General features: G+C 62.7%; 20 protein-coding genes. 15 read left to right on the top strand and 5 right to left on the bottom strand.

What is annotated here, in order from left to right:
* Positions 1 to 167 precede the first annotated feature (167 nt).
* From CUJ91_RS02970 to CUJ91_RS02995, 5 genes are all read left to right on the top strand, one after another.
* Positions 168 to 1,061: a LysR substrate-binding domain-containing protein gene (locus tag CUJ91_RS02970; RefSeq protein WP_114155817.1), complete on the top strand. Its 894-nt coding sequence runs from the start codon at positions 168 to 170 to the stop codon at positions 1,059 to 1,061.
* A gap of 251 nt (positions 1,062 to 1,312) precedes the next feature.
* Positions 1,313 to 2,296: a hydroxymethylglutaryl-CoA lyase gene (locus tag CUJ91_RS02975; RefSeq protein WP_044020569.1), complete on the top strand. Its 984-nt coding sequence runs from the start codon at positions 1,313 to 1,315 to the stop codon at positions 2,294 to 2,296.
* Positions 2,293 to 3,528, top strand: a complete 1,236-nt coding sequence (locus CUJ91_RS02980; RefSeq protein ID WP_114155818.1) for a CaiB/BaiF CoA transferase family protein — start codon at positions 2,293 to 2,295, stop codon at positions 3,526 to 3,528. The genes CUJ91_RS02975 and CUJ91_RS02980 overlap by 4 nt, the downstream gene beginning before the upstream one ends.
* 70 nt (positions 3,529 to 3,598) lie before the next feature.
* Positions 3,599 to 5,080: an MFS transporter gene (locus CUJ91_RS02985; RefSeq protein WP_006047815.1), complete on the top strand. Its 1,482-nt coding sequence runs from the start codon at positions 3,599 to 3,601 to the stop codon at positions 5,078 to 5,080.
* Between the two features lie 394 nt (positions 5,081 to 5,474).
* Positions 5,475 to 6,560 (top strand): glycosyltransferase family 4 protein, encoded by a 1,086-nt coding sequence (locus CUJ91_RS02995; protein WP_044020467.1) that lies wholly within the window; start codon positions 5,475 to 5,477, stop codon positions 6,558 to 6,560.
* 38 nt (positions 6,561 to 6,598) lie between these two features.
* Here the strand turns inward: CUJ91_RS02995 and CUJ91_RS03000 are convergent, their stop codons facing one another.
* From CUJ91_RS03000 to CUJ91_RS03010, 4 genes are all read right to left on the bottom strand, one after another.
* Complete coding sequence (locus CUJ91_RS03000) at positions 6,599 to 8,995, bottom strand: RICIN domain-containing protein (RefSeq protein ID WP_114156671.1); 2,397 nt, start codon at positions 8,993 to 8,995, stop codon at positions 6,599 to 6,601.
* A 115-nt stretch (positions 8,996 to 9,110) separates the two neighbouring features.
* On the bottom strand, positions 9,111 to 9,563 hold the full coding sequence (locus tag CUJ91_RS03005; RefSeq protein ID WP_006047812.1) for a GDP-mannose mannosyl hydrolase: 453 nt from the start codon (positions 9,561 to 9,563) through the stop codon (positions 9,111 to 9,113).
* 56 nt (positions 9,564 to 9,619) lie between these two features.
* Positions 9,620 to 9,769, bottom strand: a complete 150-nt coding sequence (locus tag CUJ91_RS34300; RefSeq protein WP_006047811.1) for a hypothetical protein — start codon at positions 9,767 to 9,769, stop codon at positions 9,620 to 9,622.
* A 139-nt stretch (positions 9,770 to 9,908) separates the two neighbouring features.
* The gene (locus CUJ91_RS03010) at positions 9,909 to 11,873 is read right to left on the bottom strand and encodes a hypothetical protein (protein ID WP_006047810.1); all 1,965 of its coding nucleotides are present in this window, start codon (positions 11,871 to 11,873) and stop codon (positions 9,909 to 9,911) included.
* 811 nt (positions 11,874 to 12,684) lie between these two features.
* Between CUJ91_RS03010 and CUJ91_RS03015 the strand changes: the two genes are divergently transcribed.
* From CUJ91_RS03015 to CUJ91_RS03055, 9 genes are all read left to right on the top strand, one after another.
* Positions 12,685 to 13,671 (top strand): helix-turn-helix domain-containing protein, encoded by a 987-nt coding sequence (locus tag CUJ91_RS03015; RefSeq protein ID WP_006047809.1) that lies wholly within the window; start codon positions 12,685 to 12,687, stop codon positions 13,669 to 13,671.
* Between the two features lie 41 nt (positions 13,672 to 13,712).
* Entirely contained in the window at positions 13,713 to 15,266 is a 1,554-nt protein-coding gene (locus CUJ91_RS03020) for a mannose-1-phosphate guanylyltransferase/mannose-6-phosphate isomerase (RefSeq protein WP_006047808.1), read from the top strand.
* A 52-nt stretch (positions 15,267 to 15,318) separates the two neighbouring features.
* Positions 15,319 to 16,704: an undecaprenyl-phosphate glucose phosphotransferase gene (locus CUJ91_RS03025; RefSeq protein WP_006047807.1), complete on the top strand. Its 1,386-nt coding sequence runs from the start codon at positions 15,319 to 15,321 to the stop codon at positions 16,702 to 16,704.
* Positions 16,705 to 16,774: 70 nt separating this feature from the next.
* Positions 16,775 to 17,914, top strand: coding sequence for a polysaccharide biosynthesis/export family protein (locus CUJ91_RS03030; RefSeq protein ID WP_006047806.1), 1,140 nt, complete (start codon positions 16,775 to 16,777; stop codon positions 17,912 to 17,914).
* 78 nt (positions 17,915 to 17,992) lie between these two features.
* A complete protein-coding gene (locus tag CUJ91_RS03035; protein WP_006047805.1) occupies positions 17,993 to 20,227 on the top strand; it encodes a polysaccharide biosynthesis tyrosine autokinase in 2,235 nt (744 codons plus the stop codon).
* 56 nt (positions 20,228 to 20,283) lie between these two features.
* Complete coding sequence (gmd, locus tag CUJ91_RS03040; protein WP_006047804.1) at positions 20,284 to 21,402, top strand: GDP-mannose 4,6-dehydratase; 1,119 nt, start codon at positions 20,284 to 20,286, stop codon at positions 21,400 to 21,402.
* Positions 21,403 to 21,406: 4 nt separating this feature from the next.
* On the top strand, positions 21,407 to 22,363 hold the full coding sequence (locus CUJ91_RS03045; protein WP_006047803.1) for a GDP-L-fucose synthase family protein: 957 nt from the start codon (positions 21,407 to 21,409) through the stop codon (positions 22,361 to 22,363).
* A gap of 25 nt (positions 22,364 to 22,388) precedes the next feature.
* Positions 22,389 to 23,531, top strand: a complete 1,143-nt coding sequence (locus CUJ91_RS03050) for a glycosyltransferase family 4 protein (RefSeq protein ID WP_006047802.1) — start codon at positions 22,389 to 22,391, stop codon at positions 23,529 to 23,531.
* A gap of 61 nt (positions 23,532 to 23,592) precedes the next feature.
* A complete protein-coding gene (locus CUJ91_RS03055; RefSeq protein ID WP_006047801.1) occupies positions 23,593 to 24,924 on the top strand; it encodes a glycosyltransferase WbuB in 1,332 nt (443 codons plus the stop codon).
* A gap of 28 nt (positions 24,925 to 24,952) precedes the next feature.
* On the opposite strand, the gene CUJ91_RS03060 is transcribed toward CUJ91_RS03055, so the two are convergent.
* On the bottom strand, positions 24,953 to 25,402 hold the full coding sequence (locus CUJ91_RS03060) for a hypothetical protein (RefSeq protein ID WP_232292234.1): 450 nt from the start codon (positions 25,400 to 25,402) through the stop codon (positions 24,953 to 24,955).
* Positions 25,403 to 25,617: 215 nt separating this feature from the next.
* On the opposite strand from CUJ91_RS03060, the gene CUJ91_RS03065 reads away from it, so the two are divergent.
* The gene (locus CUJ91_RS03065; protein WP_006047799.1) at positions 25,618 to 26,232 is read left to right on the top strand and encodes a DapH/DapD/GlmU-related protein; all 615 of its coding nucleotides are present in this window, start codon (positions 25,618 to 25,620) and stop codon (positions 26,230 to 26,232) included.
* The last annotated feature ends 104 nt before the right edge of the window (positions 26,233 to 26,336 follow it).

Consider the following 26,336-nt stretch of genomic DNA (forward strand, 5'->3'; position numbering starts at 1 on the left):
TGCAACCCGCCGCCTCCCACGACCATCGCCCAGCATAGCCACAGCGCATCCCGCGAGCAAGCTTCCACTCCCCACAATGTCACTAACCGTGAATACCCTGGCCTAGCGCGGCTGCCGCTTCTCCTCGGGCATAATTTTCCGCACTCAAATCCTCGGAGCCGTTTCCCATGTGGCAGATCGATCAGGTGACGTTGCGCTTGTTCATCGCCGTTTGCGAGGAAGGCACCATCGCGCGCGCCGCGGAGCGTGAGTTCATTGCGCCTTCGGCGGTCAGCAAGCGGCTCGCCGATCTCGAAGCGCTCGTCGACGTCGCGCTGCTTTCGCGCAGTCAGCGCGGCGTGCGCGCGACGGCCGCCGGCGAGGCGCTGTTGCGGCACGCGCGGCTCATCATGCGCGGCCATGAACGCATGCAGGCCGAACTCAGCCAGTACGCAGCCGGCGCGCGGGGGCACGTGCGCGTGCTGGCGAACGTATCGTCGATGGTCGAGTTTTTGCCCGAGGCCTTGTCCGAATTCCTGAAGGCCAATCCGCAGATTCGCGTGGATGTCGAAGAGCGCGTGAGCGCGGAGATCGTGCGCGGTCTCGAGGAAGGCGTTGCAGATCTCGGCATTTGCCGCGACGTCGTGCCGATGGGCAGTCTCGACGCGCTGCCGTACCGCGCCGACCATCTCGCGCTGATCGTGCCGCGCGGTCATCCTCTCGCTGCGGAGGCCAACGTCGGCTTCGAGCAGACGCTCGCCTTCGATCATCTCGGGCTCTCGTCGAATGCATCGGTCAATGCGCTGATGCAGCGGATCGCGGCCGAGAAAGGGCGCGAGTTGAACTACCGCACGTACGTGTCGACCTTCGACGCCGCGTATCGCTTCATCCAGGCCGGCCTCGCGGTGGCGATCCTGCCAGGCGAAGCGCTGCCGCGCCATGCCGCGGACGAATACGGCATCGTCGCCGTGCCGTTGTGCGACGCATGGGCCGAGCGGCGCTTCGTGATCTGCGTGCGCGACCGCGGCGCGCTGACACTTGCCGCGTCGCATCTGCTGGATCATTTGCTGCGCGCGGTTTAGGGCGTTGCGCCGCGGTTGCGCTAACTACTCACGCTCCACGCACGCCCCGCCCCTTCTGAAAAGCCCTTAAGGGTTTCCCCTCTGCGACGCCGCACGGCCGTCCCGCTTGCTTCGCCGGGCATCGTCAACGGCGATGGAGTGCTTCGTCAACGCAGACTTTGCTACGCGCACGCGCGCAGGCACGCTGTGATCCGTGCTTCATTTCCCCGCATTTCTCCGCAGGAATTCAACCCATGAGCGACATGAGCGACATGAGCGATACGAAGGAACGCGTCGTCATAACCGAAGTCGGCATGCGCGACGGTCTGCAAAGCATCGCGCGAACCATGCCCACCGAATTCAAGCGCCGCTGGATCGATGCCGCGTATGCCGCCGGCGTGCGGCACATGGAAGTGGCGTCGTTCGTGCCGGCGAAACTGTTGCCGCAGATGGCCGACGCCGACGAAGTCATCGCTCACGCACTCGGCTACGACGATCTCATCGTGACCGCGCTCGTGCCCAATCTGAAGGGCGCGCAACGCGCACTCGAAGCGGGCGTCCATCGGATCGTCGCGCCGATTTCGGTGAGCACCGCGCACAGCCTCGCGAACGTCCGCAAGACGCCCGCCGAAATGATCGATGCGTTTGCAACCATGCGCGACGCGATCGACAGCGCGCAAGGCGCAGGCACGCGGCGTGTGCAACTGATCGCCGGTTTGTCGACGGTATTCGGCTGCACGCTGCAAGGCGCGGTGCCTTACGCGGACATCGCGGCGATCGCACGCGACGCCGTCAACGCAGGCGCCGATGTCATCGCACTCGGCGACACGACCGGCGAAGCCACGCCGCGTCAGGTCGGCGAGATCATCGACCGCGTGCGCGGCGTCGCGGGCGACAAGCTCCGCTCGCTGCATTTCCACGACACGCGCGGCTTGGGCCTCGCGAATACGCTGATCGCGCTGCAACACGGCATCCGCGAATTCGACGCGTCGCTCGCCGGACTCGGCGGCTGCCCGCATGCGCCTGGCGCGACGGGCAACGTCAACACCGAAGACCTCGTGTTCATGCTTAACAGCATGGGCTATGAAACCGGCATCGACCTTGCCCGCCTGATCGCGTCGCGCGACGTGCTCGCCGATGCATTGCCGGGCGAGCCGCTCTACGGTTATCTCGCGCGCGCCGGTGTGCCGAAGCAGTTCGCGATCTCCCAACCCAGCCAACCTTCAACTCCTTCGTGCTCGCAGGTGCCGCAATGAACGCCTCTTCTTTTACCGACAATTCCGCCGCCGACGCGCCGCAACGCGCGTTGCCGCTCGCCGGCATTCGCGTGATCGAGCTTTCGCATATGGTGATGGGTCCGACGTGCGGGATGATCCTCGGCGATCTCGGCGCCGAAGTCATCAAGGTCGAGCCGCCGCGCGGCGACGGCACGCGGCGCCTGCTCGGCACCGGCGCGGGTTTTTTCCGCACCTTCAATCGCAACAAGAAGAGCGTCGCGCTCGACCTCGATAGCGAGGCGGGACTTGCCGCGCTGCATGAGCTCGTCGATACCGCCGATGTGTTCGTCGAAAACTTCAAGCCGGGCCGCATGGCGAGCCTCGGTCTCGACTACGCGTCGCTGCGCGAGCGCAACCCGAAGCTCATCTACGTTTCGCACAAGGGCTTTCTCAACGGGCCTTATGAGCACCGGCTCGCTCTCGACGAAGTCGTGCAGATGATGGCCGGCCTCGCCTATATGACGGGCCCCGTGGGCCGTCCGCTGCGCGCGGGCAGTTCGGTCAACGACATCATGGGCGGCATGTTCGGCGCGATCGGCGTGCTGGCCGCGTTGCACGAACGGCATGCGAGCGGACGCGGCAAGGAAGTGCAGAGCGCGCTCTTCGAGAACTGCGTGCTGCTGTCCGCGCAGCACATGCAGCAGTATGCGGCCACCGGCGTGGCGCCTGCGCCGATGCCCGAGCGCATCAGCGCATGGGCCGTGTATGACGTGTTCACGCTTGCCGGCGACGAGCAGATGTTCATCGCCGCAACGGGCGACGGTCAATGGCGCGCGTTGTGCGGGATTCTCGGCCGCGCCGATCTGCTCGCCGACCCGCGTCTCGCAACCAACAACGATCGCGTGCTCGCGCGCTCATGGCTGTTGCAGACGCTCGGCGAAACCCTGCGGGAATTCGACGGCGCGGCGCTCGTGCCGCTGTTCGAACGCGACCATATTCCGTTCGCGTCGATCGTGAAGCCCGAAGAACTGTTCGACGATCCGCATCTGAACGAAAGCGGCGGCCTTGCGCGTCTCACGCTCGACGACGGCAGCGAAACCGCGATGCCGCTGCTGCCCATTTCAATCGACGGTGAGCGTTTGCAGCCGCGTCAGCCGATCGCGAAGATCGGCGAGCACACGGCTGATGTGCTGCGCGAACTCGGCTATGACGACGCGCGAATCGCCTCGTTGACGAGCGGTTCAAATCAGACGCCGCGCGAAGCCGCATAGGCGTTTCTTGTCGCGCACGCGGTCAACCAAGGCTTAACCGGCAACAGACCGGCATTCAAGGAGACAGACGATGAAGTCGTCGAATCAAACAGTGTATGCAACAGCGCTCGGCGATGCCGGCGCGCTCGGCTTGCCTTCGGGCGCCGGCGCAGCGGCGGGCGGCCGTGCCGAAGAAATCGCCCTTGGCGGCGCGCGCATTTCGGCGCGGCTCGACCGCCTGCCGGCCACGCGTTCCATCTGGAAGCTCGTGATGTTGCTGAGCCTCGGGCTCTTCTTCGAACTGTACGACCTCATGTTCTCCGGCTACATCGCGCCGGGCCTCGTGAAGAGCGGCATTCTCACCGCGACGACGCATGGTCTCTTTGGCACGAGCGGTGTCGCGAGCTTTATCGCCGCATTGTTCGCGGGGCTTTTCATCGGCACGGCGGCTTGCGGTTTTCTCGCCGATCGCTTCGGGCGGCGCGCGATCTTCACATGGTCGCTGCTGTGGTACACGGCGGCGAACATCGTCATGGCGTTTCAGGACACGGCGCTCGGGCTGAACCTGTGGCGCTTTATCGCGGGCATCGGCATCGGCGTGGAGATCGTGACGATCGGCACGTACATCTCCGAACTGGTGCCGAAGCATGTGCGCGGCCGCGCGTCCGCGTGCTCGCAGGCCGTGGGTTTTTGCGCGGTGCCGATCGTCGCGTTTCTCTCGTATCTGCTGGTGCCGCATCGATATTTCGGCCTCGACGGCTGGCGTCTCGTCGTATTGACCGGCGTGGTCGGCGCGATCGTCGTCTGGTGGATTCGCCTCGGTTTGCCGGAGAGTCCGCGCTGGCTCGCGCAAAAAGGCCGCCTCGACGAAGCCGACGCGATCATGACGCGGCTCGAGGCGCGAGTCGAACGCGAGTATGGACGTGCACTGCCGGAGCCTGCATTGCCCGAGCCGGTGCGGGCGCGCGCTGCGTTCCGCGATCTGCTCGTGCCGCCGTATCGCAAGCGCACGCTGATGCTGATCATCTTTCACGTATTCCAGACGATGGGCTACTACGGCTTCGCGAACTGGATTCCGACCTTGCTGATCAAGCAGGGCATCACGGTGACGACGAGCCTGATGTATGCGAGCATCATCGCCGTGGCCGCGCCGCTCGGACCGCTGCTCGGCTTGCTGATCGCGGACCGCTTCGAGCGCAAGACGGTGATCATCTGCATGGCTGCGGTCAACGTGGTGTGCGGGCTGCTGTTCAGCCAGGCGCGCGAGACCGTGCTGCTCGTGAGTCTCGGCGTGTGTCTCGTGCTGGCCGGCAACATCATTTCCTACAGTTATCACGCGTATCAGGCCGAACTCTTTCCCACCAGCATTCGCGCACGCGCTGTCGGTTTCGTCTATTCGTGGAGCCGGCTTTCGGCGATGTTCTCCGCATTCGTGATCGCCGGATGCCTGAGAGAGTTTGGAGTGAATGGCGTGTTCGCATTCATTTCGAGTGCGATGGTGATCGTGATGCTCGCTATCGGCACGCTGGGGCCGAAGACGCGCGACGTCGCACTGGAGGACATCTCGAAGTAGCGCACTGGGCGCGAGAACAAACGTGCTCGCGCTTCAATAATCTTTCCGGCAATGTGCGGTAGCGCACGTTGATTGCCGCCACGAGTTCGCGGCGCCGCGCGGTCGTTCGGATCGCAACGGCAACGGCGGCGGATTTGCGTCCGGAATGGGCGATACCGCGCATTTCACAGCGGAAGAAGTCTTGGCCTTGGCGCAAATTTGCAGGATGTTGGGTGTAACGTTTTCTGGCGACTGCTGCCGGTGCATCGGCAAGTCGCGGGTTTCGGAGACGACGCGCGTCACGAATGCGCGCCACATACTAACTATCGGATGAGAGCGTCGAGTGGGCCGTTTTTGCTCACGTGCGCGGATCATCTCGCCGCTGTGAAGCGGGCGGTCATCAGAGAGATAAATCGTGAGGATTCTTCAACTGGTTCACGCACCACGATTGTCGGGGGCAGAAGTACTCGTCAAAGGGCTTGCAATTCATCATCAGCGTGCCGGGCATGAAGTCTGTATGACTTCGCTGCTGCCGCAGCAGGACGATTTCGCCGACATTCGCGCGGAACTCAACGCGGCCGGCGTCATGTGCCGCTTTCCGCAAGTGCGTCATGGACGCGCGGGCAAGCTGGTGCACCTGTATCGCGTGGTGCGCGAGTTTCGGCCGGATTTCATCATTGCGCATGCGACGCTTGCGGCGCTCTATGTGCGTTTGTTGCCGGTGCATACGCCTATCGCATGGGTAATGCACTCGGGTGTCAACGACTTCGAGAACGGCGCATTGAAGCGCGCCGAACGCCTGCTGTCGCGGCGAGCTAGTGCGATCATCGGCGTCTCGCAGCAGAATCTCGACGACTATATGCGCGAGATCGGCCGGCATCCGTCGATGGTTGTGATTCCTAATGGAGTGGACGCGTCGCAATTCGCCGCGCCGGACGCCACGCCTGCGCATGACAGCGCGGTGCCGCCGAAGCAGATCGTCCAGCTCGGCCGGTACATAGAAGCAAAGAGTCAACTCCACACCGTTCGCGCGTTCGAGCGCGTCTTGCAGGTGGAACCCGAAGCACGTCTGCTGCTTTGCGGTGTGGTCGAAGAAGTCGACTATCACCGCGCGGTGGTGTCGCTGGTCAGAGAGCTTGGGCTCGAGAGCAAAGTGACCGTATGCGGACCGCGCTCGGACGTCGCCGCGGTGTTGCGTTCGTCGCGCGTGTTCGCGATGCCCTCGCGTTTCGAAGCGCAGAGCATTGGCTTTCTCGAGGCGCTGGCGTCCGGCATTCCGGTCGTCGCGAACCGGATTCCTTCGTTCGGCTTTGCGAGCAGCCTGCCCGGCGTGAGCCTTGTCGATACGACGGACGTCGAAGCGTACGGCCATGCGCTCGCTAACGCGCTGAATACGCCGCGCGCGCACCGGCAGCTCGCCGGTTATACGTTGCACGATACGGCGGATCGCTATATGTCGATCGTGCGCAAGTTCGCCGAGCCTTTGCGCATGTCCGCCTGACAGGATCGACCGGCCGCTTCGTTACGCGTCGCACGACGTTATTGAGCGAGCCGGTCGATTCGCACCGTCTCCGAAAAAAGCCCCGGCAATTCGCCGAGATCCTGCGGCGTGCCCAGCGTCAGGCCGTTTTTCAGCGGATAGCGCGACAGCGCCGGAGCGCCGCCCGTGAAGTAGAAGTCGCCGAGCGTCGCGTCCACTCGACGATAAAGCGCGAGCGCCGCGCCTTGCTTGCCGTGAACGTAGGCCGGAAACACATCCGACCACGACATGCCGCGCAACGAAGCGACATGCGCGGGCATCGCAGCCGGGTCGGCGATATCAAGCGCGGCAATGTCGATCAACTCGTCGGCGTCAGTGCCGTCGAGGCGCGGCGTGACCAGCAGCAGCGTGTCGCGATCTTCGCCGTGCAGCGAGGCGATCGCGGGCTTCACGAAGCCTGGCATGAAGCCGGCCGGCAGCATTTTGCGTTCGCCGATCGTCATGCCCGCGTTGTCGTTGCGTATGACCCTGAGCGACACGCGTTCTTGCCCCGTCTCCAGCGCAACGAGCGATGAGGGCGAGCCCGCCTTGCCGAACGGCAAGAGCGTCGCATTCTGCGTGAGACCTTTGGCTTCTGCGACGAGCGTGGGCTGAGCAGCAGTGCTTGCCGCGCCGTTCGAGGACGCGAGCCACAAATCGAGTCCGCTGTCCGCGCGCTTCTGTGCAATCAGCACACTCGCGCGATGCGTGCCGGTGAAATCCGCGGCCACATATTGCTGCGTCAGCTCGGGCTTGAATGCGGTACTTGTTTGCAGCCAGAGGCGCGGCGCGTCGAAGTGGTCGCCCGCGCTGCGCAGCAGCCAGAAGGCGGTGCCGTTCTCGCGCGCGGTGACGATCATCAGATCCGCCTTGCCGTCGCCGTCGAAGTCGCCGAGCAGAAAGCGCGCGCTGTCGAAGCACAACTTGTCGCCCGCGCAGCTTGGCGCGGTGGCGCGTGCATCGAATGGAACCGCGGCCTTGTACCACAGCGCCGGCGGCGCGGCGCGTTCCAGCGACGCGACGTAGGCATCGAATCCAGGACCGTCGTGCTGCCGTTGCACGTAGACGGCGGATGCGTCGCCCGTTCCCATCACGTCGGCATACATGGCGGTCGCGAGCCGCAGATCGTTGGCCTGAATGTGCTGCGTTGTGGCCCAGCGGTAACGGGTGGTGAGCGCCGCGCAGCCGCGCATCGTCAGCTTGCCGCCCGTTTCGCCGAGGCAGTGACGCATCGGCGTGTAGACGAGGCCAAAATCCCAAGGCGTCCAGCGTTGCGCGAGGTCCCATTGATCGCAGCTTTCCGCGCGCAGATAACCGTCGCGCTCGGCAATGCATTGCGACGTGGCCACACTCACGAGGGCGGCGTTGCGTGCATTGCCGGGATACACCGTGAGCGGTTCCCATCGCCATTGCTGCGCGGCCGATCCGTTGCACGCGGCGAGTGTGGGCGCCTGGTTCATGCCGGGCGCGGTCACACAGCGGTTCGTCGCCACGTTGAATAGCGTGATCGGGCGCGCGACGAAGTCCGGCACACGGCGATCGCTGCGGTCCGCGAACGCATAGCGTCGCGCGATCCAGTTGCCGTCCCACTGGAATTCGCCGAACACATGCGACGACTCGCTTCCGTCGACGGAAAAATAGCTCGCGACGATGTCGCGCTTGCGTTGCACCTCGGCAGCAGGAAGATTGCCGGGCCAGCCGCCGGTGGGATAAGTCACGTGGTAGACGATCGGCACGCTGTTGCCGAGCGTCTGCGCGACATGACGCGTTATGCGCGCCGCGAGAATGTGATCCGGGTGCTCGACAAATGGTACGGTATCCGGATTAAGTGTGTAGATCAGCGTGGCTTGCGCGAGAATCGTCTTCAGTGTCGCGGAGAGCGACTCGCGATCGTACTTCATGCGCCCCGAGCCGTCCGCGTTGATCGGATACGTGGATAGCGTTGCGCGCTGTTCCCATAACAAGCCGAGCGGCTCGCGGCCGCCGCGCACGCCACCGCCCGGTAGCCGCAGTTCGAGCAGCCGAACCTGCGGCTTGGCTTTCAGCACCATTTCATGCACGAGCTTGCCGGCGATCTCGACGCTCGACTCGTTCCATACGTCGGGCACACCGGCCATGCGCGCATACGCGAGCCGCGAGGCCTGCTCGCGCGTCAGCACATAGGGCAGCCTCGCGCCGTTTGCGCCTCCGATCAGATGAACTGTGGTGATGCACCATCCGGCATCGAGACGCGCGCTAATCGCGGGATCGACGAACAGCAGATCGTCGTCCAGATGCGCAACGACGGTGACGAGCGTTCCCGCCTTGCAGTCCGCCGCGCGCGCTGCCGTTGGTAACACGGCCAACGCGAGCAGCGCGAAGAGCGCGCCGAGCGCAATGCATATTCTCCGAACAACACGGGCCGCCGATGATCGCATGTGCATTCGAGCCTTTTATAGTGCGCTCGATCATACTGCAATCATCTGACGTTCCGCGTTGGCGGGCTAACACTGTGCATACGGTGGCTGCTTAGCGGGAATACTAGCGGAAACACTAACGGAAATACGCCTTGGTGTTTTCATGGACGTCGTCGCGCGCGAGCAGTTCGTGAGGCGTGAGCCACAGATATTCGCTGTGCTGATCGGGCCGGCCGACCGGCTGCGCACTCGCTACCGACAACGCATAAGCAAGCACAATGTAATGCGTCGACACGCCAGGCTCGCCCGCGAAATTATCGCTGTAGTGATGTTCGAATACGCCTTCGAAGCGCGCCGAGGAACGTGCGAGTTTCGCGATGCCGAGCTCGGCGTCGGCGATGCGCGAGAAAGCGGCGTCGAGCGTTTCGTCCTTGAGGATGCGGCCGCCGGGAACGAACCACGTGCCGCGCGCGGGCCGATTGCGGCGATGACCGAGCAGAACGCGTCCGTCTGCATCGCGAACCAGCAGATCGATCGCGACGAGCGGCGTCAAACGAACAACATCGAGGAAGTCGATTTCCGTCAGCATGCGGGTTCCCGAGCAAGCTCGCTATTGCCACGGTGATTTCCGTGGCGCAAGCAGTGTTAATAGTCGCCACGGTTGTCGTCGTCGCGAGTCAGTCTTTGCGCGACGTCCGCGATCAGCAGCAAAAGCATGAGAGTGCCTGCCGCCGCAAACGCGAATGCACCGGCTATCGCGGCCAGCACGAGCATGATCCACGCAACCCCGTTCATTATTAGCGCCCCCCGCGCGTCGATACAGATGCTAATTGCGGCGGCCGCGGTGTTCTGTGCGCTAGCTATCGCGGTTCGCGTAGTTCTCGTAGTTCTCGTAGTTCGCGTAGTTCTCGCCGCATGACTTCGAGCCGGAACGCTAGCGGGCGACGTAACCTTCCGGCGTAGTGACAGCGTCCTTGAATACGTCGGCGTTACTCGACACCACGTATAAAGGCGTGGGCGACAGTTTCAACGTTGCGACGCCGTCGCGATACGGCACCGCCGCCGCGTTGCCCATCATGTCGAGCGTGGTGACTTCGCCGCTCGTGCCGGGCGCGTCGACACGCAAGCGATATTCGACGCTTTGCCCCGCGTTGAAGCCGGTTTTCGCGCTCCATTTGTCGTTGTCGTGAGTCCAGAGCGCGGTCACGATCTTGCCACCACCGAGCCTTCGAAATGCGTACGCATGGACGCCGTTCGGCAACGCTTTGAGCGGCCCGAGCGTGCTCGTTCCGTCGACGATGCGCGTCATCGCCGCCACCGCGAGCGCCGCCGGCTTCGGACTGGTGCGAGACGGACCATAGGCGCCTTTCGCATGCTCGAGTTCGAAGAAGATGCCGTAGCCGGGCGCCGCGTCCGGCATGTCCGCGAGATAGAACACGTAGGTCATGTCGGCGCCTTCGCCGAGCAGAATCAGATGCGTGCGCGCGACGACCGCGGCTTGCGCATACAGCACGTCAGCGCCCGGATAGCGCTTGCCATACGATTCGCCGATGTCGTAACTGATGCCCGTCTCGGTCACGAATAGCGGCGCGCCGGGCTTCAGGTATTGCCGCATTTCGTGGCGCAACGCGCGCATCGACGCAGCGAGCGCGCCCGATACCGTGCCCTGATTGCGCGTGTCGGCCACGCGCTCCGGCGGATGCGACGGTGTGGCGCCAATGTCGTAATAGCCGTGCACGGTCATGCCGTCCATATAGCGGCCGATGCCGAGCGGACCCAAACGGCGCATCCACGTCACGTTGCCTTGCACCGATGAATACGTGAGGCCCATCACCACCGCATGCGGATCTGTCTGATGGATGCCTTCCCACACGGCCTTGTACATCGCGACGAAATTCGCGTCGCTGTCGCGCCACGGCAAACCGCCGTCGGCGTCGGGCTCCCAGGTGACCTGATAGTAGTTGTCGCGCTGCTTCGGAAAATAAGTCGTGCGAACGCGATTCGATTCCGCGCCGACCTTCGCCATGTACTCCTTCATCTGCGCGAGTGAAGTGGGTGCATAGCTATGAGTTTGCTTGCCCGTCGTGCTCGCCCATTTGGGGATGCCGTCGAGCTGGATCAGACGCAAGAGATCGCCGCGTTGCAGGTAGGGCGTGAGCTGCTTCGTCGCGGGATCGAAGGTGCCGGGTTTGTCCGGCTCTTCCATGTACCAGTTGCGGTTGTCGTTTATCCACGTGAGGCCGAGCGCGGTATAGACCGGACGATAACCGTCGCCGTCGCAGCAATGCTGACCGGGCGCGAGATACGCGGTGCCCTGGCCGCCGAACCGATGCAGGTCTTCATACGGAAAGCGTACGGCCGGTAGCGTGGCCGCGGTATCGGGCAGCACGCCGAAAGTGGCGATGCCGGCCGGCCGCGTGCCGCGCGATGACAGTTCACCCTGCGCGCGTTCGAGCGACGCGGACACGGCGAAATAGCCCGCTATCGGCGATGCGCAATTGAGCGTCCATGACATTGCGCCAGCGGCGACGCTGAAGCGACCGCTTGCACGCACAACATTCCACGTGTCGCGTATCTGCCAGATGAGCGTATCGTTTTGCGGCGCGCGCGTGGTGAACACAAGCGCAAACGGTTTCGATGCGGCGAAGAGACGCGTGCCGTCGCTCGGTGTATCCGCTTCGATCAAATCGCCTGCGGACGCTGCGCTTGCTTGCGACGAAGGCGCCGAGCAACGCAGGCCCTTGCCGTCGGGCGCCTTCGTATCGACCTGCGCCGCCGCTGCCTGGCATTCAACTGCCGATACGCAGAGCGCCGCGAAAAGAACCGCACATGCAGTCGTGCGCCCCGGCACGGACCTTATAATGCTTCGCACTGCGCGATGCCTGTTTGAATTCGACATACCATCCCCCGTGTATCCCGTGTATCCCGTGCTGCTCGCGCTGTGTCTCGTCGCGCGAACGTCGTCAAACTGCTAATTCACCAGGCCAGAGCCGCCGCGACGTAGTGTCCGTTGCTGCATGTTGCGGAAACCGCATAGTGCATTTCCGCAAGCTTCTGGCCGTTTCCGACTGGCGCGCGTCTCGCGCGATCCGCCGCGGGTCCGTCAATTGCGCTGTCATCTTAACGGCCGTTATTCCCCATGTTTCAGGTCTGAAACATTAATCGCCGTATTTATATTGAATGCACCCAATAAGAACAAATTAAATAACCGAAAGGCTGCGCAAGGTGCCTATATTAGACACTGCTTCGCGTTATTGAAGTGCGCGGTTCCTATCGTCAGCCGAAACCTGCGCGGCGGTTGCGCGGGGAAATCTGCACAAGCGGGAGAGTTTGTGCGCAACCGCTCCATTCATTGGCGAAAACGCCTTTATTTTGGCCCTGGTTCCGTGCGGATCGAATTGTAACCGCCCTTTTTTGAGTAGCGAACCAGTGTGCGGTGGCGAACGAAATCGACTTCTGCTTTGAACTAAGATTCGCACAACGCCAATTCAATGATATGTCGAATCGGCAATTAATTCGGTGCAATTCGGTGTTGGCGGAATATTGCCGAAAATCACCGCGAGCTACTCCTGTCAATGCGCCAACATGTCAGCACTATCGGTCATGGCGGCTAAATACTTGACTAGTGGTGGCTATGATGCACTGCTCAGAGTCGGCCCCGGCGTGGCCGTTGATGGTGAAAGTAAATCCGTTTTCTGGTGAGGATAGCTATGACCTGCGCGAGTCTCGAGTCTGCCATGCTGCGTTGGGTGCACGCACCGAACAAAGGCATGCGCCGCATCGCGATACTGATGTTCAACGACTGCTCGCTGCAAGGCGCCGGCGTTGTAGCCGAAGTGTTCCAGGCAGCGAATGAACTGGCTTCCTCGGGCCCGAGCGGCTGTTCATACGACGTGTGCTTCCTCTCCGCCGATGGCGGCATGGTGACGTCGTCGTCGGCTCTGCGCGTGTGGACCGATGGACTCGACGCGCGACATTACAGCGGCTTCGACGCGCTGTACGTAGCAGGCGGCAAGGGCGCCATCGCGGCGGCGCGGGACGAGCGCCTGATCGCGTGGCTGCGCCGCGTGCGGCACAACACCGGCATGATCCGGCCGATCGCGGAAGGACGCGCGCTGCTCGACGCGGCTTACTTACCCGACGCAAGCGGCACCTATGCATTGCGCGACGAGTCGGCGAAAACATCGCGTCAGAGCGAGCAGGGCGCCGACGCCGGCGATCGCCTCGAGTCGATGCGCAGCGCGCTCGGCATGATCAAGCGCGACCTGGGCGCGGCGGCTGCGCGCACCGTTGCTGAGCGCCTGCTTGCCGATTCGTGCTCGAACCTCGCGCCGCTTCTTAGCGAAGACGGCGCGCTGACGCCAGGCGACAAGGTACGCGCGGCGGCTCGCTGGCTGCAGGAAAACTGCCAGCAATCGATTTCGATTGCGGACGCCGCGCAGTTCGCGGCGATGAGCGAACGCAACTTCCTGCGCCGCTTCAAGATGGAAATGGGCATCACGCCATCGAGTTTTCTGTTGCACGAACGCCTTGCCGTGACGTGCAGCCTCTTGACCGAATCCGAATTGCCGGTCGACAAAATCGCGCGCCGCACGGGCATGGGCAACGGCGACCGTCTCGCCAAGGTGTTTCGCAAGCGAATGAGGATTTCGCCGACCGAGTTCCGGATACAGAGCCGCCGCATGGTCGGCCAGTAGCATCGGTGGGTTGCTTTGCAAGAATCATAAGGATTGCAGATATGTTGAATCAGGGAGCTGGAAATAATACGTCGTCCCACGCTGGTGAGGACGCACGCGGCGCGCGTTGCACGCGCATCGTCCCGGTCATTCTCGCGGGTGGTTCCGGCACGCGTCTTTGGCCCGTGTCGCGCGAAAATTTTCCGAAGCAACTCATCGACGTGGTGGGCTCCGATTCGCTGCTGCAAGCCACCGCACGACGCATGAACGATTTTCCCGCGGGCTGGCAGGTCGATGCTTCGCCGATCATCGTATGCGGCGAAGAACACCGCTTCGTGATTGCGGAGCAGCTTCACGAGAACGGCGTCGAAGCGCGTCTGATTGTCGAGCCTGCGCGCCGCGATACGGCGCCCGCGCTGACGCTCGCGGCCTCGCTCGCTTGCGCCGAAGGCCAGGACGGAATTCTCGTCGTGATGCCGGCGGATCATTCGATCGCCGACGTCAACGCGTTGCAGGCCGCGCTCGAAAACGCGGCACGTTACGCCGAACGCGGCGCGATCGCGGCGCTTGGCGTGCCGCCGACGCGTCCGGATACGGGCTTCGGTTATATCCGCATCGGCGCCACGGTCGGCGACGGCGCGCATGCCATCGACGGCTTCGTGGAAAAGCCCGCGGAAGAGATCGCGGCGCAGTACGTCGCAGCGGGAACCTATTGGTGGAATAGCGGCATCTTCGTTGTACGCGCAAGCGTCTGGCTGGACACGCTCGCGCGTTTGCAGCCGGACATGCACTCGGCTTGCGAGCGCGCGTTCAGCGGCGGTCGTAGCGAAGGCGGGTATTTCCGCCCGCTCGTCGATGCGTTTTTGAGTTCGCCTGCCGATTCGATTGATTACGCGGTGATGGAGCGTTTGAGTGAAGCAGCGGACGCGGCTGACACGGCAAACGCCAACGCCAACGCAAAAGATGCGTCGCCCGCAGGCGTGGTGGTCCGACTCGAAGCCGGCTGGTCCGATCTCGGTTCATGGGACGCCGTGTGGGCCGCGATGGAAAAAGACGCCAACGGCAATGCGGGCCGTGGTCGCGTGGCGTTCGAGGGCGCGGTGTCGAGCTACGCGCATTCGGAAGGACGCCTCGTCGCCTGCGTCGGCACGACGAATGTGGTGGTGGTCGAAACCGCCGACGCAGTGCTCGTGGTGGACCGCTCGCATGTGCAGGACGTCAAGGGCCTCGTGTCGCGCATCAAGGCGCAGAACGCACCGGAGGCCGACGCGCATCGCAAGGTGCATCGTCCGTGGGGCTTTTACGATTCGATCGACCACGGCGAGCGTTTTCAGGTGAAGCGCATCGTCGTGACGCCGGGCGCGCAGCTTTCGCTGCAACTGCATCACCACCGCGCCGAGCACTGGGTCGTGGTGCGCGGCACCGCGCTCGTCACGCGCGGCGAAGAGCAATTCCTGCTGAGCGAAAACGAATCGACTTACATTCCGCTCGGCATCAGGCATCGGCTGGAAAACCCGGGAAAGGTGCCGCTCGAGATCATTGAGATCCAGTCGGGCACGTATCTGGGCGAAGACGACATCGTGAGATTCAACGACAACTACGGCCGCTGCTCATAAGCAGCGGTCGCGGCGGATTGCGGACAGGAACGGTCAGTACGAGGTAAGCAAAATGCGCAGGTTTCAGGATTTGCTCGCGCGAATGTTCGATGTCGCGCTGGTGCTCGTAGGAGCGGCGGTGGCGTCGCAGATCCGCTTCGACTACCTCGCTCAATCGGGTTTCTATTGGGCGCTGGTGATGTTCGCCGCTGCCTTCGCGCTCGCGATCTTTCCGGCGTTCGGCGTCTATGAATCATGGCGCGGCCGCTCGAAGCTCGCGCTCGCGGGACAGGTGTCGCTCGCGTGGCTGATCGTGCAGGGCAGCGCGCTCGTATTGATGTATTCGTTGCATCGCAGCGACTTCGTATCGCGTTTGTGGTTCTCGTATTGGACTGCCGTGACGGGCGGCCTGCTGATCTCGTATCGCCTCATCACGCATGCGGTGCTTGCGCGTGCACGCGGCGCGGGGATGAATCTGCATCGGGTCGCGATAGTGGGAAGCGGCTCGCAATGCGACGCGCTGATTCGCCGCATCGATTCCGCGCCGACCACGGGTTTTCGCGCGACGGCGGTCTACAACACGAAGCCGGATCAATCGCCGGTGAACAGTAAAGGTGTGCCGGTTTTCGATAGCGTGGATGCGCTCGCCGAATACATCCGCACGAATGACGTTCATGAATTGTGGCTGATGCTGTCGCTCGCGGAGGAGCCGCTGATCTGTTCGCTCGTCAGCGAGTTTCGCGACGATCTGGTGAACATCCGCTTCATGCCCGACGTGCGCAGTCTCGCGCTTTTCGAGGGCAGCGGTGTGATCGAGTTGCTCGGTGTGCCTGCAATCAACCTCGTGGCGTCGCCTCTTTCGGCGAGCTCGATGCTGAAGAAAGAGATCTTCGATCGCCTGTTCGCAGCTACCGCGCTCTTCTGTCTTGCGCCGCTGCTGGTTGCTATTGCGCTCGCGGTAAAGCTCTCGTCGCGTGGGCCCGTGTTTTTCAGGCAGAAGCGCAAGGGCGCTGATGGACGCGTATTCACGATCTACAAATTCCGTTCGATGCGCATGCATACGGAAGAGAAGGGCACCGTCAGCCAGGCGACGCGCAATGATCCGCGCGTGACGAAAGTCGGCGCGTTCCTGCGCCGTACGAGCCTCGACGAATTACCGCAGTTTTTTAACGTATTGCGTGGCGACATGTCGGTCGTGGGACCGCGTCCTCATGCGCTCGAGCACGACGACCTCTATCAGAAAGTGGTCGCGGGCTACATCAATCGCTATCGGATCAAGCCGGGTATTACAGGTTGGGCGCAAATCAACGGCTTTCGTGGCGAGACCGACCGCATCGAAAAGATGGAACGTCGCGTCGAACATGACCTGTACTACCTGGGGCATTGGTCGTTTGCACTCGACATGCGGATCATCGGCGCGACGATTGTCGCCGGACTGGTGCATCGAAACGCTTACTAGTTGTTAACAAAGCACGCAAGGCGGTGCCTCTTTCCTGAGACATTCGCTCTTGCGCAAGGAGGAAAAAGTTATGAGCTCGCTTGGTACACGCACGGGAAGTCTCTCGGTTTTCGCAATCGCTGCACTGCTCGCGGGCTGCGCTGCCGCGCCCGGTCAGCGGATGGACACGCCGGCCACTCTTCAGGAGACGGGCGGCGATTTCAGCACCGAACCGTCACAGCAGCAGACGATACCCATCACGGACATCAATCTGTCGCTCGTGCGCAAGATGCACGCGGACCAGACCAGTGCCCCGTTGCCGCCGGCAACGCTCGCGCTCTTCGGCAAGCCGGGCCCATACCGCGTCGGTCCTGGCGACGTGCTGCAGATCGTCGTGTGGGATCACCCCGAACTCGCGGCGGCGCTCGGCCAACCGGCGCAGAACGCCAAGTCTTCGGATGCGGCCTCGGGCTTTCTCATCGACGAGAAGGGCGATATTCAGTTTCCGTATGCGGGCACGGTTCACGTGGCGGGCAGAGACGTCAGCGCGATCCAGAAGGAACTGTATAACCGCCTGAGCAAGGTGTACCAGAAGCCGGAAGTGACGGTGCGCGTGGCCTCTTTCCGTAACGCGCAGATTTTCATCGACGGTGAAGTACGCACGCCGGGCGCGCAGTCGCTGAACGACATCACGATGTCGCTGACGAGTGCGATCAGCCAGAGCGGCGGCTTCAGCCCGAACGCGGACCGCAGCCGTGTCGAGTTGATCCGCAATGGCGTCACGTATCAGTTGAACATGGACGACCTGCTCAAGCGCGGACAGAACCCGTCGAACATCTATCTGCAGGCGGGCGACGCAGTGCGTGTGGCCTCGCGTGAAGACAGCGGTGTCTACGTGATGGGTGAAGTGAACAAGCCGGCGACGGTCACGCCGATGCGCAACGGTTCGCTGACGCTCTCGCAGGCCATTTCGGACAGCGGCAGCTTCGACCAGGCTACGGCTTCCACGCGGCAATTGTTCGTGATCCGAAATTCCGCAAGCGAATCGCCGCAGATCTATCACCTCGATGCGAGCTCGCCGGTATCGATGATTCTTGCGAACCAGTTCGAGTTGCAGCCGAAGGACGTCGTGTACGTGGGCCAGGGCGGGCTGGTTCGTTTCAACCGTATCCTGAACCTGTTGCTGCCGGCGATCAATGCGGCTGTGACCGGCGTGGTAGTGGCGAAGTAAGCAGCAAAACAAGCAGCAAAGTAAAAAACGTATAAAGCAGTTCAGAAAAACCGCGGGTTATGCTGGGTGAGACCAAACATGGCAATCAACTTCGAGAACCGCTATACGGACGTGTCCGCAGCGGATGAGTTGCATCTTTCGGACTATCTCCGCACTATCGTGCGGGGCTGGCGCACTATTGCAACCGTGACGCTGATCGCGCTCGCGCTGGGGTGCGCGTACGCTTTCCTTGCGCCACCGACGTACCGGGCGGACGTGCTGTTTCACGTCGAGGACAAGACGGCGAATGCCAACGCGAACGGTAAGGATTCCTTGCCGCCGCTCACCGGCATGTTCGACACGAAACCGTCGACGGCAGCGGAAATCGAGCTGCTGAAGTCGCGTCTCGTGACGGAGGAGACCGTCAAGAAGCTGCATCTCGACATCACGGCCACGCCGCGCTACATGCCGGTGATCGGAGGTCTGATTGCCGGGCTGGTGAACGGGCAATGGGGCTTCAAACTGCCCCAGTTCATCAACCTGTCCGGCTATGCGTGGGGCAACGAGAGCATCTCGGTGTCGCGCTTCGACACGTCGAAGGAGATGTACGACACCACCTTCACGCTGGTCGCGGGCAACGACCGCTCGTACGTGCTGCGCGACAGGAACGGCATTGCGATCCTGTCGGGCCACGTCGGCGAAACGGTCCAGACGGATACCGCCGACGGTCCTATCGCGTTGCGTGTCGATGCGCTGACCGGCGCCGCGGGCTCGCAATTCGAGCTGTCGCGTGCGTCGACGCTCAGCACCGTCGACCGCTTGCAGAAGGCGCTCGTCGTGCAGGAAACCACGCTGCAATCCGGCGTGATCCGCGCGAGCCTCGAAGGCGGTGACAGCGCGCTGACCGCGGCGATCGTCAACAGCATGGCGCGTGAGTTCGTGCGCCAGGACGTTGCAAGCCGTTCGACGGAAGCCGAGCACATGCTCGCATTCCTCGACCAGCAATTGCCGGGCTTGCGCAAGGAACTGGACGAAGCGGAGCAGCGCTACAACAAGTTCCGCAATACGCACGGCACGGTCGATCTCGGCGAAGAGAGCCGCCTGCTGCTTCAGCAGATCGTCGACAACAAGACGAAGCTGCTCGATCTGCAAACGCAGCGCGCCGAGATGTCGCAACGCTTCACGGCGAATCACCCGGCAGTCGCTTCGCTCGATGCGCAGATCGCAGCGCTGCAAGGCGCGCAGGTCAACATGAACCGCAGCGTGTCGGTGATGCCGGATACGGAGCAAACCGCGTTGCGTCTGTTGCGCGACGTGCATGTCGACACGGAGTTGTACACGAATCTGCTCAATAGCGCGCAGCAGTTGCGCGTCGCGAAGGCGGGCCAGGTCGGCAACGTGCGCGTGGTCGATTTCGCCGAAGCACCCGATGAGCCGGTGCGTCCGAAGCGCGTGATCGCGATTCTCATTGCGCTGGGCGGCGGTCTGGTGCTCGGCATCATGCTGACCTTCTTCAAGCGCGCGATGTATGGCGGCGTGGAGCGTCCCGACGAACTGGAAGCCGTGCTCGGCGTGCCGGTGTTCGCGGTGGTGCCGCGCAGCCAGACGCAGTTGCGCTTGCAGGAGGACGTCATGCTGCGCCGGCGCGGTCTGCATGTTCTCGCGCAGCAGGCGCCGGAAGACATTGCTGTCGAAGGCGTGCGCAATCTCCGTACATCACTGCAACTTTCGCTCGATCATGCGGCGAATAACGTCGTGATGATTACGGGCTCGCGGCCGGACGCAGGCAAGTCGTTTCTGTCGGTGAATCTCGCGGCGCTCGTCGCATCGGCGAATAAACGCGTGCTGATTATCGACGGCGACATGCGGCGCGGCGATGTGCACTCGCACTTCGGCATCGGACATCAACCGGGCTTGTCGGATGTGCTGAGCGGCGGCGACCTGACTTCGATGATCCAGCGCGACGTGCTGCCCGGACTCGATGTGCTGGCCAAGGGCACGCTGCCCTCGCATCCGTCGGAACTGCTGATGAGTTCGCGCTTCCAGACGATGCTCGACGAACTGAAATCACGCTACGACCTCGTGATCATCGATACGCCGCCGGTACTCGCCGTCACCGATTCGACGCTGATCGGCAAGCACGCGGGCACGACGCTGCTGGTGGTTCGCCACGGCCGTCATCCGTTGAATGAAATTGCCGAGACCGCCAAGCGTCTTCGTAATGGCGGCGTGGGACTCAGAGGCGTATTGCTCACCGACGTGCCGCAGGAAGGGGCGTTCCTCGGCTCGGGTTACCAAGGCGGATATTACGGATATGACAGCATAGCGGGCTGAAATCGCGGCCGAGTTTCTCGCTACAAGTGTTGAAAAGTTAACAAGGAGAAGCCTTCATGAAACGCAAGGTCGCGCTGATCACGGGGATCACGGGGCAGGACGGGTCGTACCTCGCCGAGCTGCTGCTCGCCAAAAACTACGACGTGCACGGCATCAAACGCAGGTCGTCGCTGTTTAACACAGACCGGATCGATCACCTCTATAGAGACCCACACGATCCGGAACAGCACCTCTTTCTGCATCACGCCGATCTCACGGACTCCACCAGCATTCTGCGCGTGATTCAGCGCGTGGAGCCGGACGAGATTTATAACCTCGCGGCACAAAGCCACGTTGCGGTGTCGTTCGAGGAACCGGAGTACACGGCCAACGCCGATGGTCTTGGCGCACTGCGGATTTTGGAGGCTGTGCGTATCTTAGGTATGCAGAATAAGACGCGATTTTACCAGGCGTCGACGTCCGAACTTTACGGCCTCGTGCAACAAGTGCCGCAATCGGAGACGACGCCGTTCTATCCGCGCAGCCCCTATGCGGTGGCGAAGATGTTCGCGTACTGGACAACGGTCAATTATCGCGAAGCGTACGGTCTTTATGCCTGCAACGGGATTCTGTTCAATCACGAATCGCCGGTGCGTGGCGAGACTTTCGTGACGCGCAAGATCACGCGTGCGATTGCGCGTATTGCGGTCGGCATGCAGAAGACGCTCTATCTCGGCAATCTGTCGGCGTTGCGCGACTGGGGCCATGCGCGCGATTACGTCGAGATGCAGTGGCGCATGCTCCAACAGGAGCAGCCGGAGGACTTCGTGATTGCGACCGGCGTGCAGTACAGCGTGCGTCAGTTCGTCCAGCATGCCGCGGGTGAACTGGGTGTCACGGTGCGCTTTGAAGGCAGCGGTGTCGACGAAATCGGCATTGTCGACAAAGTGGAAGGGCGCGAGACCAGAATGTCGCCGGGCGACGTGATCGTGCGTGTCGATCCGCGCTACTTCCGGCCGGCCGAAGTCGAGACGTTGCTCGGCGATCCGTCGAAGGCGCATGCGAAGCTGGGCTGGCAACCCACCACGCCGTTTGCCGCGCTCGTCAAGGAGATGGTGCGCTCCGACTTCCAGATTGCACGTCGTGACGCGCTCGTCACGCTCGCCGGCTTCACGGCGCTCGAACATCACGAGTGATGCGATGAACAAACAGTCACGCATTTTCGTCGCGGGGCACCGCGGCATGGTCGGCTCGGCTCTCGTCAGGCGGCTCGTCGCAGCGGGCTACACGAACGTCGTCACGCGCACGCGGCTCGAGCTCGATCTCATGGATCAGGCCGCTGTGAACCGTTTTTTCGAGGCCGAGAAGATCGACGTCGTGCTGCTGGCGGCGGCGCGCGTGGGCGGCATTTTTGCCAACGCGTCGCGGCCGGGTGAGTTCATCTATGAAAACCTGGTGATCGAGACCAACGTGATTCACGCCGCGTATCGGGCGCAGGTCGAGCGGCTGGTGTTTTTCGGTTCGTCGTGCATTTATCCGAAGCAATGCCCGCAGCCGATTCGCGAGGAGTATCTGCTGACTTCGTCGCTCGAGCCGACGAACGACGCATACGCCATCGCGAAGATCGCCGGTTTGAAACTCTGCGAGGCGTACAACTGCGAATACAACACGCAGTACGTATCGCTGATGCCGACCAACCTGTACGGCCCGAACGACAACTACGATCTCAAGAGCAGCCATGTGTTGCCGGCGCTCCTGCGCAAGGCGCACGAAGCCAAGCTGAACGGCGCCGATACGCTGACGGTATGGGGCTCGGGCACACCGCGCCGCGAGTTCCTGCATGTCGACGATCTCGCCGCGGCCACGCTGTTCGTGCTCGAAAACAACGTGATGGAAGGGCTTTTCAACGTGGGCGTCGGCGAAGATCTGTCGATACGCGAACTGGCGGAGTGCATTTGCAAGGTGGTCGGCTTCGACGGCGAGCTCGTGTTCGACGCGTCGAAACCCGACGGCACGCCGCGCAAGTTGCTCGACGTCTCGCGCCTCGCGCAGATGGGCTGGCGGGCAACGATCGGACTGGAGCAGGGAATCGCGTCGACGTATCGGGAATTCGTCGAATCCTATGCCGGGTCGCCGACCGCGGCCGCCGTGCAATGACGTCTTTTCGAGGAGCTGCATAAAAATGAGTGCATCCGTCACCATCTTCCATAACGTCGTATGGTCGCGTCACAAAGGTGTCGTCTTTTCTGCGCTGCATAATATTTCGGCATCCGGAGCAATTCGCTACCGGATGGTGCAGATCGCCGATACCGAGCACGACCGCATCGGCTTTTCCGAGGTCGACTATTCGTACCATCGTTATCCGATGCAGAAGCTCTTCGACGGCTGTTACGAAGACGTGCCGACGATCAAGATGATCGCGCGGCTGACGTGGGAAGTGCTGAAGGCGAAGTCCGATCTGATCGTGCTGCCGGGTTATCACCGTCCGGAATACTGGGCGATGCTTGCGGCTTGCATTGTGACCGGCAAGCGGCGCGCGGTGTTCTGCGATTCGACCGGACGCGATCGTCCGAAGAAGCTTCTCACGTCTATTCCGAAGCGCGTGTTTTTCTCGCTGTGCGACGGCTATTTCGGTTTCGGCGAGCGCAGCCGCGAGTATCTGCTGTCGCTCGGCGCGAAGCGCGAGAAGATTTTTATACCGTGTCAGGCCGCCGCACTGCCCGGTTCTTTTTCGCCGGAGCGGGCATTGGTCGAACGCGTCGCCGCGCGTGCCGGCAATCCGCCGGTGTTTCTATACGTCGGGCGTCTGTCGGAAGAGAAGGGCGTCGGCACGTTGATCGAAGCGTTTGCCGGTTTGCAAAAACGCGTACCCGCTGCGCAATTGCGCATTGTCGGCACGGGGCCGATGGCCGACGCATTGCGTGCAAAAGCCGTCGAATTGCACCTTGAGAACGCCGTAACGTTCGCGGGCAGCTTGCAGGATGAGCCGCTCACGCGCGAGTACTACGGCGCGACCTGCATGGTGCTGCCGAGCTTCAGCGAGCCGTGGGGTCTCGTCGTCAACGAAGCGCTCGCGCACGGCTGTCCGGCTGTCGTCAGCGAGAGTTGCGGCTGCGTGCCGGAACTCGTGATCGACGGCGTGAGCGGCTATTCGTTTACCGCAGGCGACGTCGCCGGATTGCAGCGCACGCTGCTAAAAGCAATGGAAGCCTTCGCCGATGCGAGCGGCACCGCTCACCGTTGCATGGAAGTGATTCGCCGGTTTGATCCGCCTTCCGCAGCCGCCAATATTGCCCGGGGCTGTGCGCTGATGCTGAGCGATTGACGGGTGTCGCGGCGCCGCCGCGAGGTCGGGCATGGAAGCTTTAACACGTTAGATACGCACAATGAAGATCCTGATCTACGGCCTCAATTACGCGCCCGAGCTCACGGGGACCGGCAAGTACACGGCTGAAATGGCCGCGCTGCTCGCAAGTCGAGGGCACGAGGTGCGGGTGGTATGCGCTCCGCCTTACTACCCTGAATGGCAGGTTTCGCCGGGCTATGCGTCGTGGCGTTATCGGCGGGAAGAGCGCGACGGCGTCGCGATCTGGCGCGCGCCGCTGTGGGTGCCGTCGCGACCGAGCGGCCTGAAGCGGATGATTCATCTGGCAAGCTTTGCTGCGACCTCGCTGCCTGTGCTCGCCTTGCAGGCGTTATGGCGCCCCGATGCAGTCGTGTTGATCGCGCCGACCTTGATATGCGCGCCGGCATGCCTTGCACTGGCTCGCGTGGCGCGCGCCAGCGCGTGGCTGCACATTCAGGATTACGAAGTCGACGCGGCGTTCGAACTCGGCCTTCTCAAAGGCTCGCGCGCGGCGCGAATCGCGCGCTGGGTCGAAAGCCAGTTGTTGCGGCGTTTCGACGCGGTGTCGTCGATCACGCGGCAGATGAGCGCGCGTGCGTCGGCGAAAGGCGTAGCGCCTTCGAAAGTGGTGTGTCTGCCCAATTGGGTCGACGTGTCGGCCATTTATCCGCTGTCGCGCGCGAGCGAATACCGTAGCGAGTTGAATCTGTCCGACGCGCAGAAAGTCGTGCTGTACTCCGGCAACATGGGCGCGAAGCAGGGCATTGAAACGCTTGCGGAAGCCGCTGCTTCGCTCGCGTCCCGTCCTGATGTCACGTTCGTATTTTGTGGCGGCGGCGCGGCGAGAGAGAACCTGGAGAAGCGCTGCGCAACGTTGCCGAACTGCGTCTTCTTGCCGCTTCAACCGGCCGAGCGCCTGAACGAACTGCTCAATCTCGCGGACATTCACGTGCTGCCTCAACGCGCCGATGCAGCGGATCTCGTCATGCCGTCGAAGCTGACCGGCATGTTCGCGAGCGGCCGCGCGACGATCGCGATGGCGCGGCGCGGCACCGCGCTGCACGAGGCGGTGCATGCGCGCGGCGTCGTCGTGCCGCCCGATAACGTGAAGGCGCTGGTCGGCGCGATCACCGCTCTCGCCAACGACCCCGAGCGGCGCGCGGCGCTCGGACGAGCCGCGCGCGATTACGCGGAGAGCGCGCTTTCGCCGGACTCGACAATTAGTACTTTTGAAGAACGCATCGGCATGCTGTGCCGCGCGGCAGGAAGAAGGCGCTTGAAGGCGAGCGCTACGTACTTCGACGCCAGGCCTTCAGCGGTGGTCGTGCCGCATGCGAAGCCGGCGACCACGGAGGACGCCGCGCCGGAATGATCCGGCCGCGGCCATCATGAGTGCAGGATCACCACGGCGAACGGTAGACGGAACGCTTACCCATCGTGTACGGATCGGCGTAGGTGGCCTTGGCGGCGCCTTGCGGCACGAGCTTGTCGTCGGCGCGCGGACGCGCTGCCGCATCGGCGACACGCAACTGCCCGTTCGCGACGGGCGGCGCCTTGCGCTTGCCCGCTGCACCCGGCTTGCCGGCTTGCTCGCCATCGGTGACGGTCATGCGTTGTTCGTCGAGCAGGGCTGCACGGCGCCCGTTGTCGATATTGGCGTCCTGCGGATTGCCGGCGACGTAGCCGTCAGGCGCGCCCAGCAGCTTCTGTTCGCGCTTGCGCTGAACGGCGCGGCGATCGACTGGAGCGGGCGCCGGCGCGCCATAGCCGGTCGGCGCCGTGGCGGTCATGGCCGGCGCGGCCTTCTGCGCAAATGCGGGTGCGGCGCAAACGGCGGTGAGAAGAAGCATGCAGTGGGCGGTGTGTCGAATCAGTGTTGTCATTGTGGTCCCCGGGTTGATGCAGTCCAATGAAAACATCGTGCGCCAAAATCCATGCACGCAGCCGCCAAAACGCTTGCCTGCGCGGCCACGTAGTGAAGAAGAGCGAGTCTGCCAAAGACAGGCATCGAGATTAATTAGCATCCCTGTGCATAAACGCACGGCGCACGGTATGGAGAAGAATCATGGGCAATATCGCAGACGATCCGCGGCTCGCTTGTGCGCCGCCAACTGAAAGCGCCGGCGCGGAGCATCGCGTGATCGACCTGAGCCTCGCGGGCAAGGGCAATTATCGTGCGGGGCGCGGCGCGCTCGTCGAGCTCATATGGTTTGTGGTCGAGGCGTGCGTCATCAATAACAAGCTGCTGCCGCTCTCATCCGTGCGCGTCGCGTTGCTGCGTCTGTTCGGCGCGCGGATCGGTACTGGCTGCCGCTTCGTGCATCCATTGCGGGTGAAGGCGCCGTGGAATCTCGAAGTGGGCGACAAGTGCTGGTTCGGCGTCGACGTATGGATTTATAACCAGGCACCGATTCGCATCGGCTCCAATGTTTGCATTTCTCAGGGAACGTTCCTGACAGCCGGCTCGCACGATATGAGCACCACGATGGACTTGCGCGTCGCGCCGATCGTGATCGAGGACGGCGTGTGGATCACGTCTAAATGCGTCGTGCAAATGGGCGTGACGATAGGCCGCTCGGCGGTCGTCACACCGCTCTCTGTCGTGCATCGCTCGCTCGAAGCCGGGGGCGTATACGGCGGGAACCCGTGTCGTTTTTTGCGGAAGCGTTTTCTTCCGTGACCTGAAGCACAGAAATAGATCCGCAGCTTTTATACGCTGAGGAGACCGATGTCGTGGCAACCGGACAATTGATGCATCCGGTCACGGCATAGGGGCGCGTTGCT

The organism is Paraburkholderia graminis, assembly GCF_003330785.1.
GTDB classification, from domain to species: Bacteria; Pseudomonadota; Gammaproteobacteria; order Burkholderiales; family Burkholderiaceae; genus Paraburkholderia; species Paraburkholderia graminis.

Bases quoted from the DNA above. Each gene is read 5' to 3' on its own strand.
- CUJ91_RS03055 (WP_006047801.1), top strand. From the start codon at position 23,593: ATGAAGATCCTGATCTACGGCCTCAATTACGCGCCCGAGCTCACGGGG.
- CUJ91_RS02975 (WP_044020569.1), top strand. From the start codon at position 1,313: ATGAGCGATACGAAGGAACGCGTCGTCATAACCGAAGTCGGCATGCGC.
- gmd (WP_006047804.1), top strand. From the start codon at position 20,284: ATGAAACGCAAGGTCGCGCTGATCACGGGGATCACGGGGCAGGACGGG.
- CUJ91_RS34300 (WP_006047811.1), bottom strand. From the start codon at position 9,769: ATGAACGGGGTTGCGTGGATCATGCTCGTGCTGGCCGCGATAGCCGGT.
- CUJ91_RS03050 (WP_006047802.1), top strand. From the start codon at position 22,389: ATGAGTGCATCCGTCACCATCTTCCATAACGTCGTATGGTCGCGTCAC.
- CUJ91_RS03005 (WP_006047812.1), bottom strand. From the start codon at position 9,563: ATGCTGACGGAAATCGACTTCCTCGATGTTGTTCGTTTGACGCCGCTC.
- CUJ91_RS02970 (WP_114155817.1), top strand. From the start codon at position 168: ATGTGGCAGATCGATCAGGTGACGTTGCGCTTGTTCATCGCCGTTTGC.
- CUJ91_RS03065 (WP_006047799.1), top strand. From the start codon at position 25,618: ATGGGCAATATCGCAGACGATCCGCGGCTCGCTTGTGCGCCGCCAACT.
- CUJ91_RS02980 (WP_114155818.1), top strand. From the start codon at position 2,293: ATGAACGCCTCTTCTTTTACCGACAATTCCGCCGCCGACGCGCCGCAA.
- CUJ91_RS03015 (WP_006047809.1), top strand. From the start codon at position 12,685: ATGACCTGCGCGAGTCTCGAGTCTGCCATGCTGCGTTGGGTGCACGCA.
- CUJ91_RS03010 (WP_006047810.1), bottom strand. From the start codon at position 11,873: ATGTCGAATTCAAACAGGCATCGCGCAGTGCGAAGCATTATAAGGTCC.
- CUJ91_RS03025 (WP_006047807.1), top strand. From the start codon at position 15,319: ATGCGCAGGTTTCAGGATTTGCTCGCGCGAATGTTCGATGTCGCGCTG.
- CUJ91_RS03035 (WP_006047805.1), top strand. From the start codon at position 17,993: ATGGCAATCAACTTCGAGAACCGCTATACGGACGTGTCCGCAGCGGAT.
- CUJ91_RS02985 (WP_006047815.1), top strand. From the start codon at position 3,599: ATGAAGTCGTCGAATCAAACAGTGTATGCAACAGCGCTCGGCGATGCC.
- CUJ91_RS03020 (WP_006047808.1), top strand. From the start codon at position 13,713: ATGTTGAATCAGGGAGCTGGAAATAATACGTCGTCCCACGCTGGTGAG.
- CUJ91_RS03060 (WP_232292234.1), bottom strand. From the start codon at position 25,402: ATGCTTCTTCTCACCGCCGTTTGCGCCGCACCCGCATTTGCGCAGAAG.
- CUJ91_RS03000 (WP_114156671.1), bottom strand. From the start codon at position 8,995: ATGCGATCATCGGCGGCCCGTGTTGTTCGGAGAATATGCATTGCGCTC.
- CUJ91_RS03045 (WP_006047803.1), top strand. From the start codon at position 21,407: ATGAACAAACAGTCACGCATTTTCGTCGCGGGGCACCGCGGCATGGTC.
- CUJ91_RS03030 (WP_006047806.1), top strand. From the start codon at position 16,775: ATGAGCTCGCTTGGTACACGCACGGGAAGTCTCTCGGTTTTCGCAATC.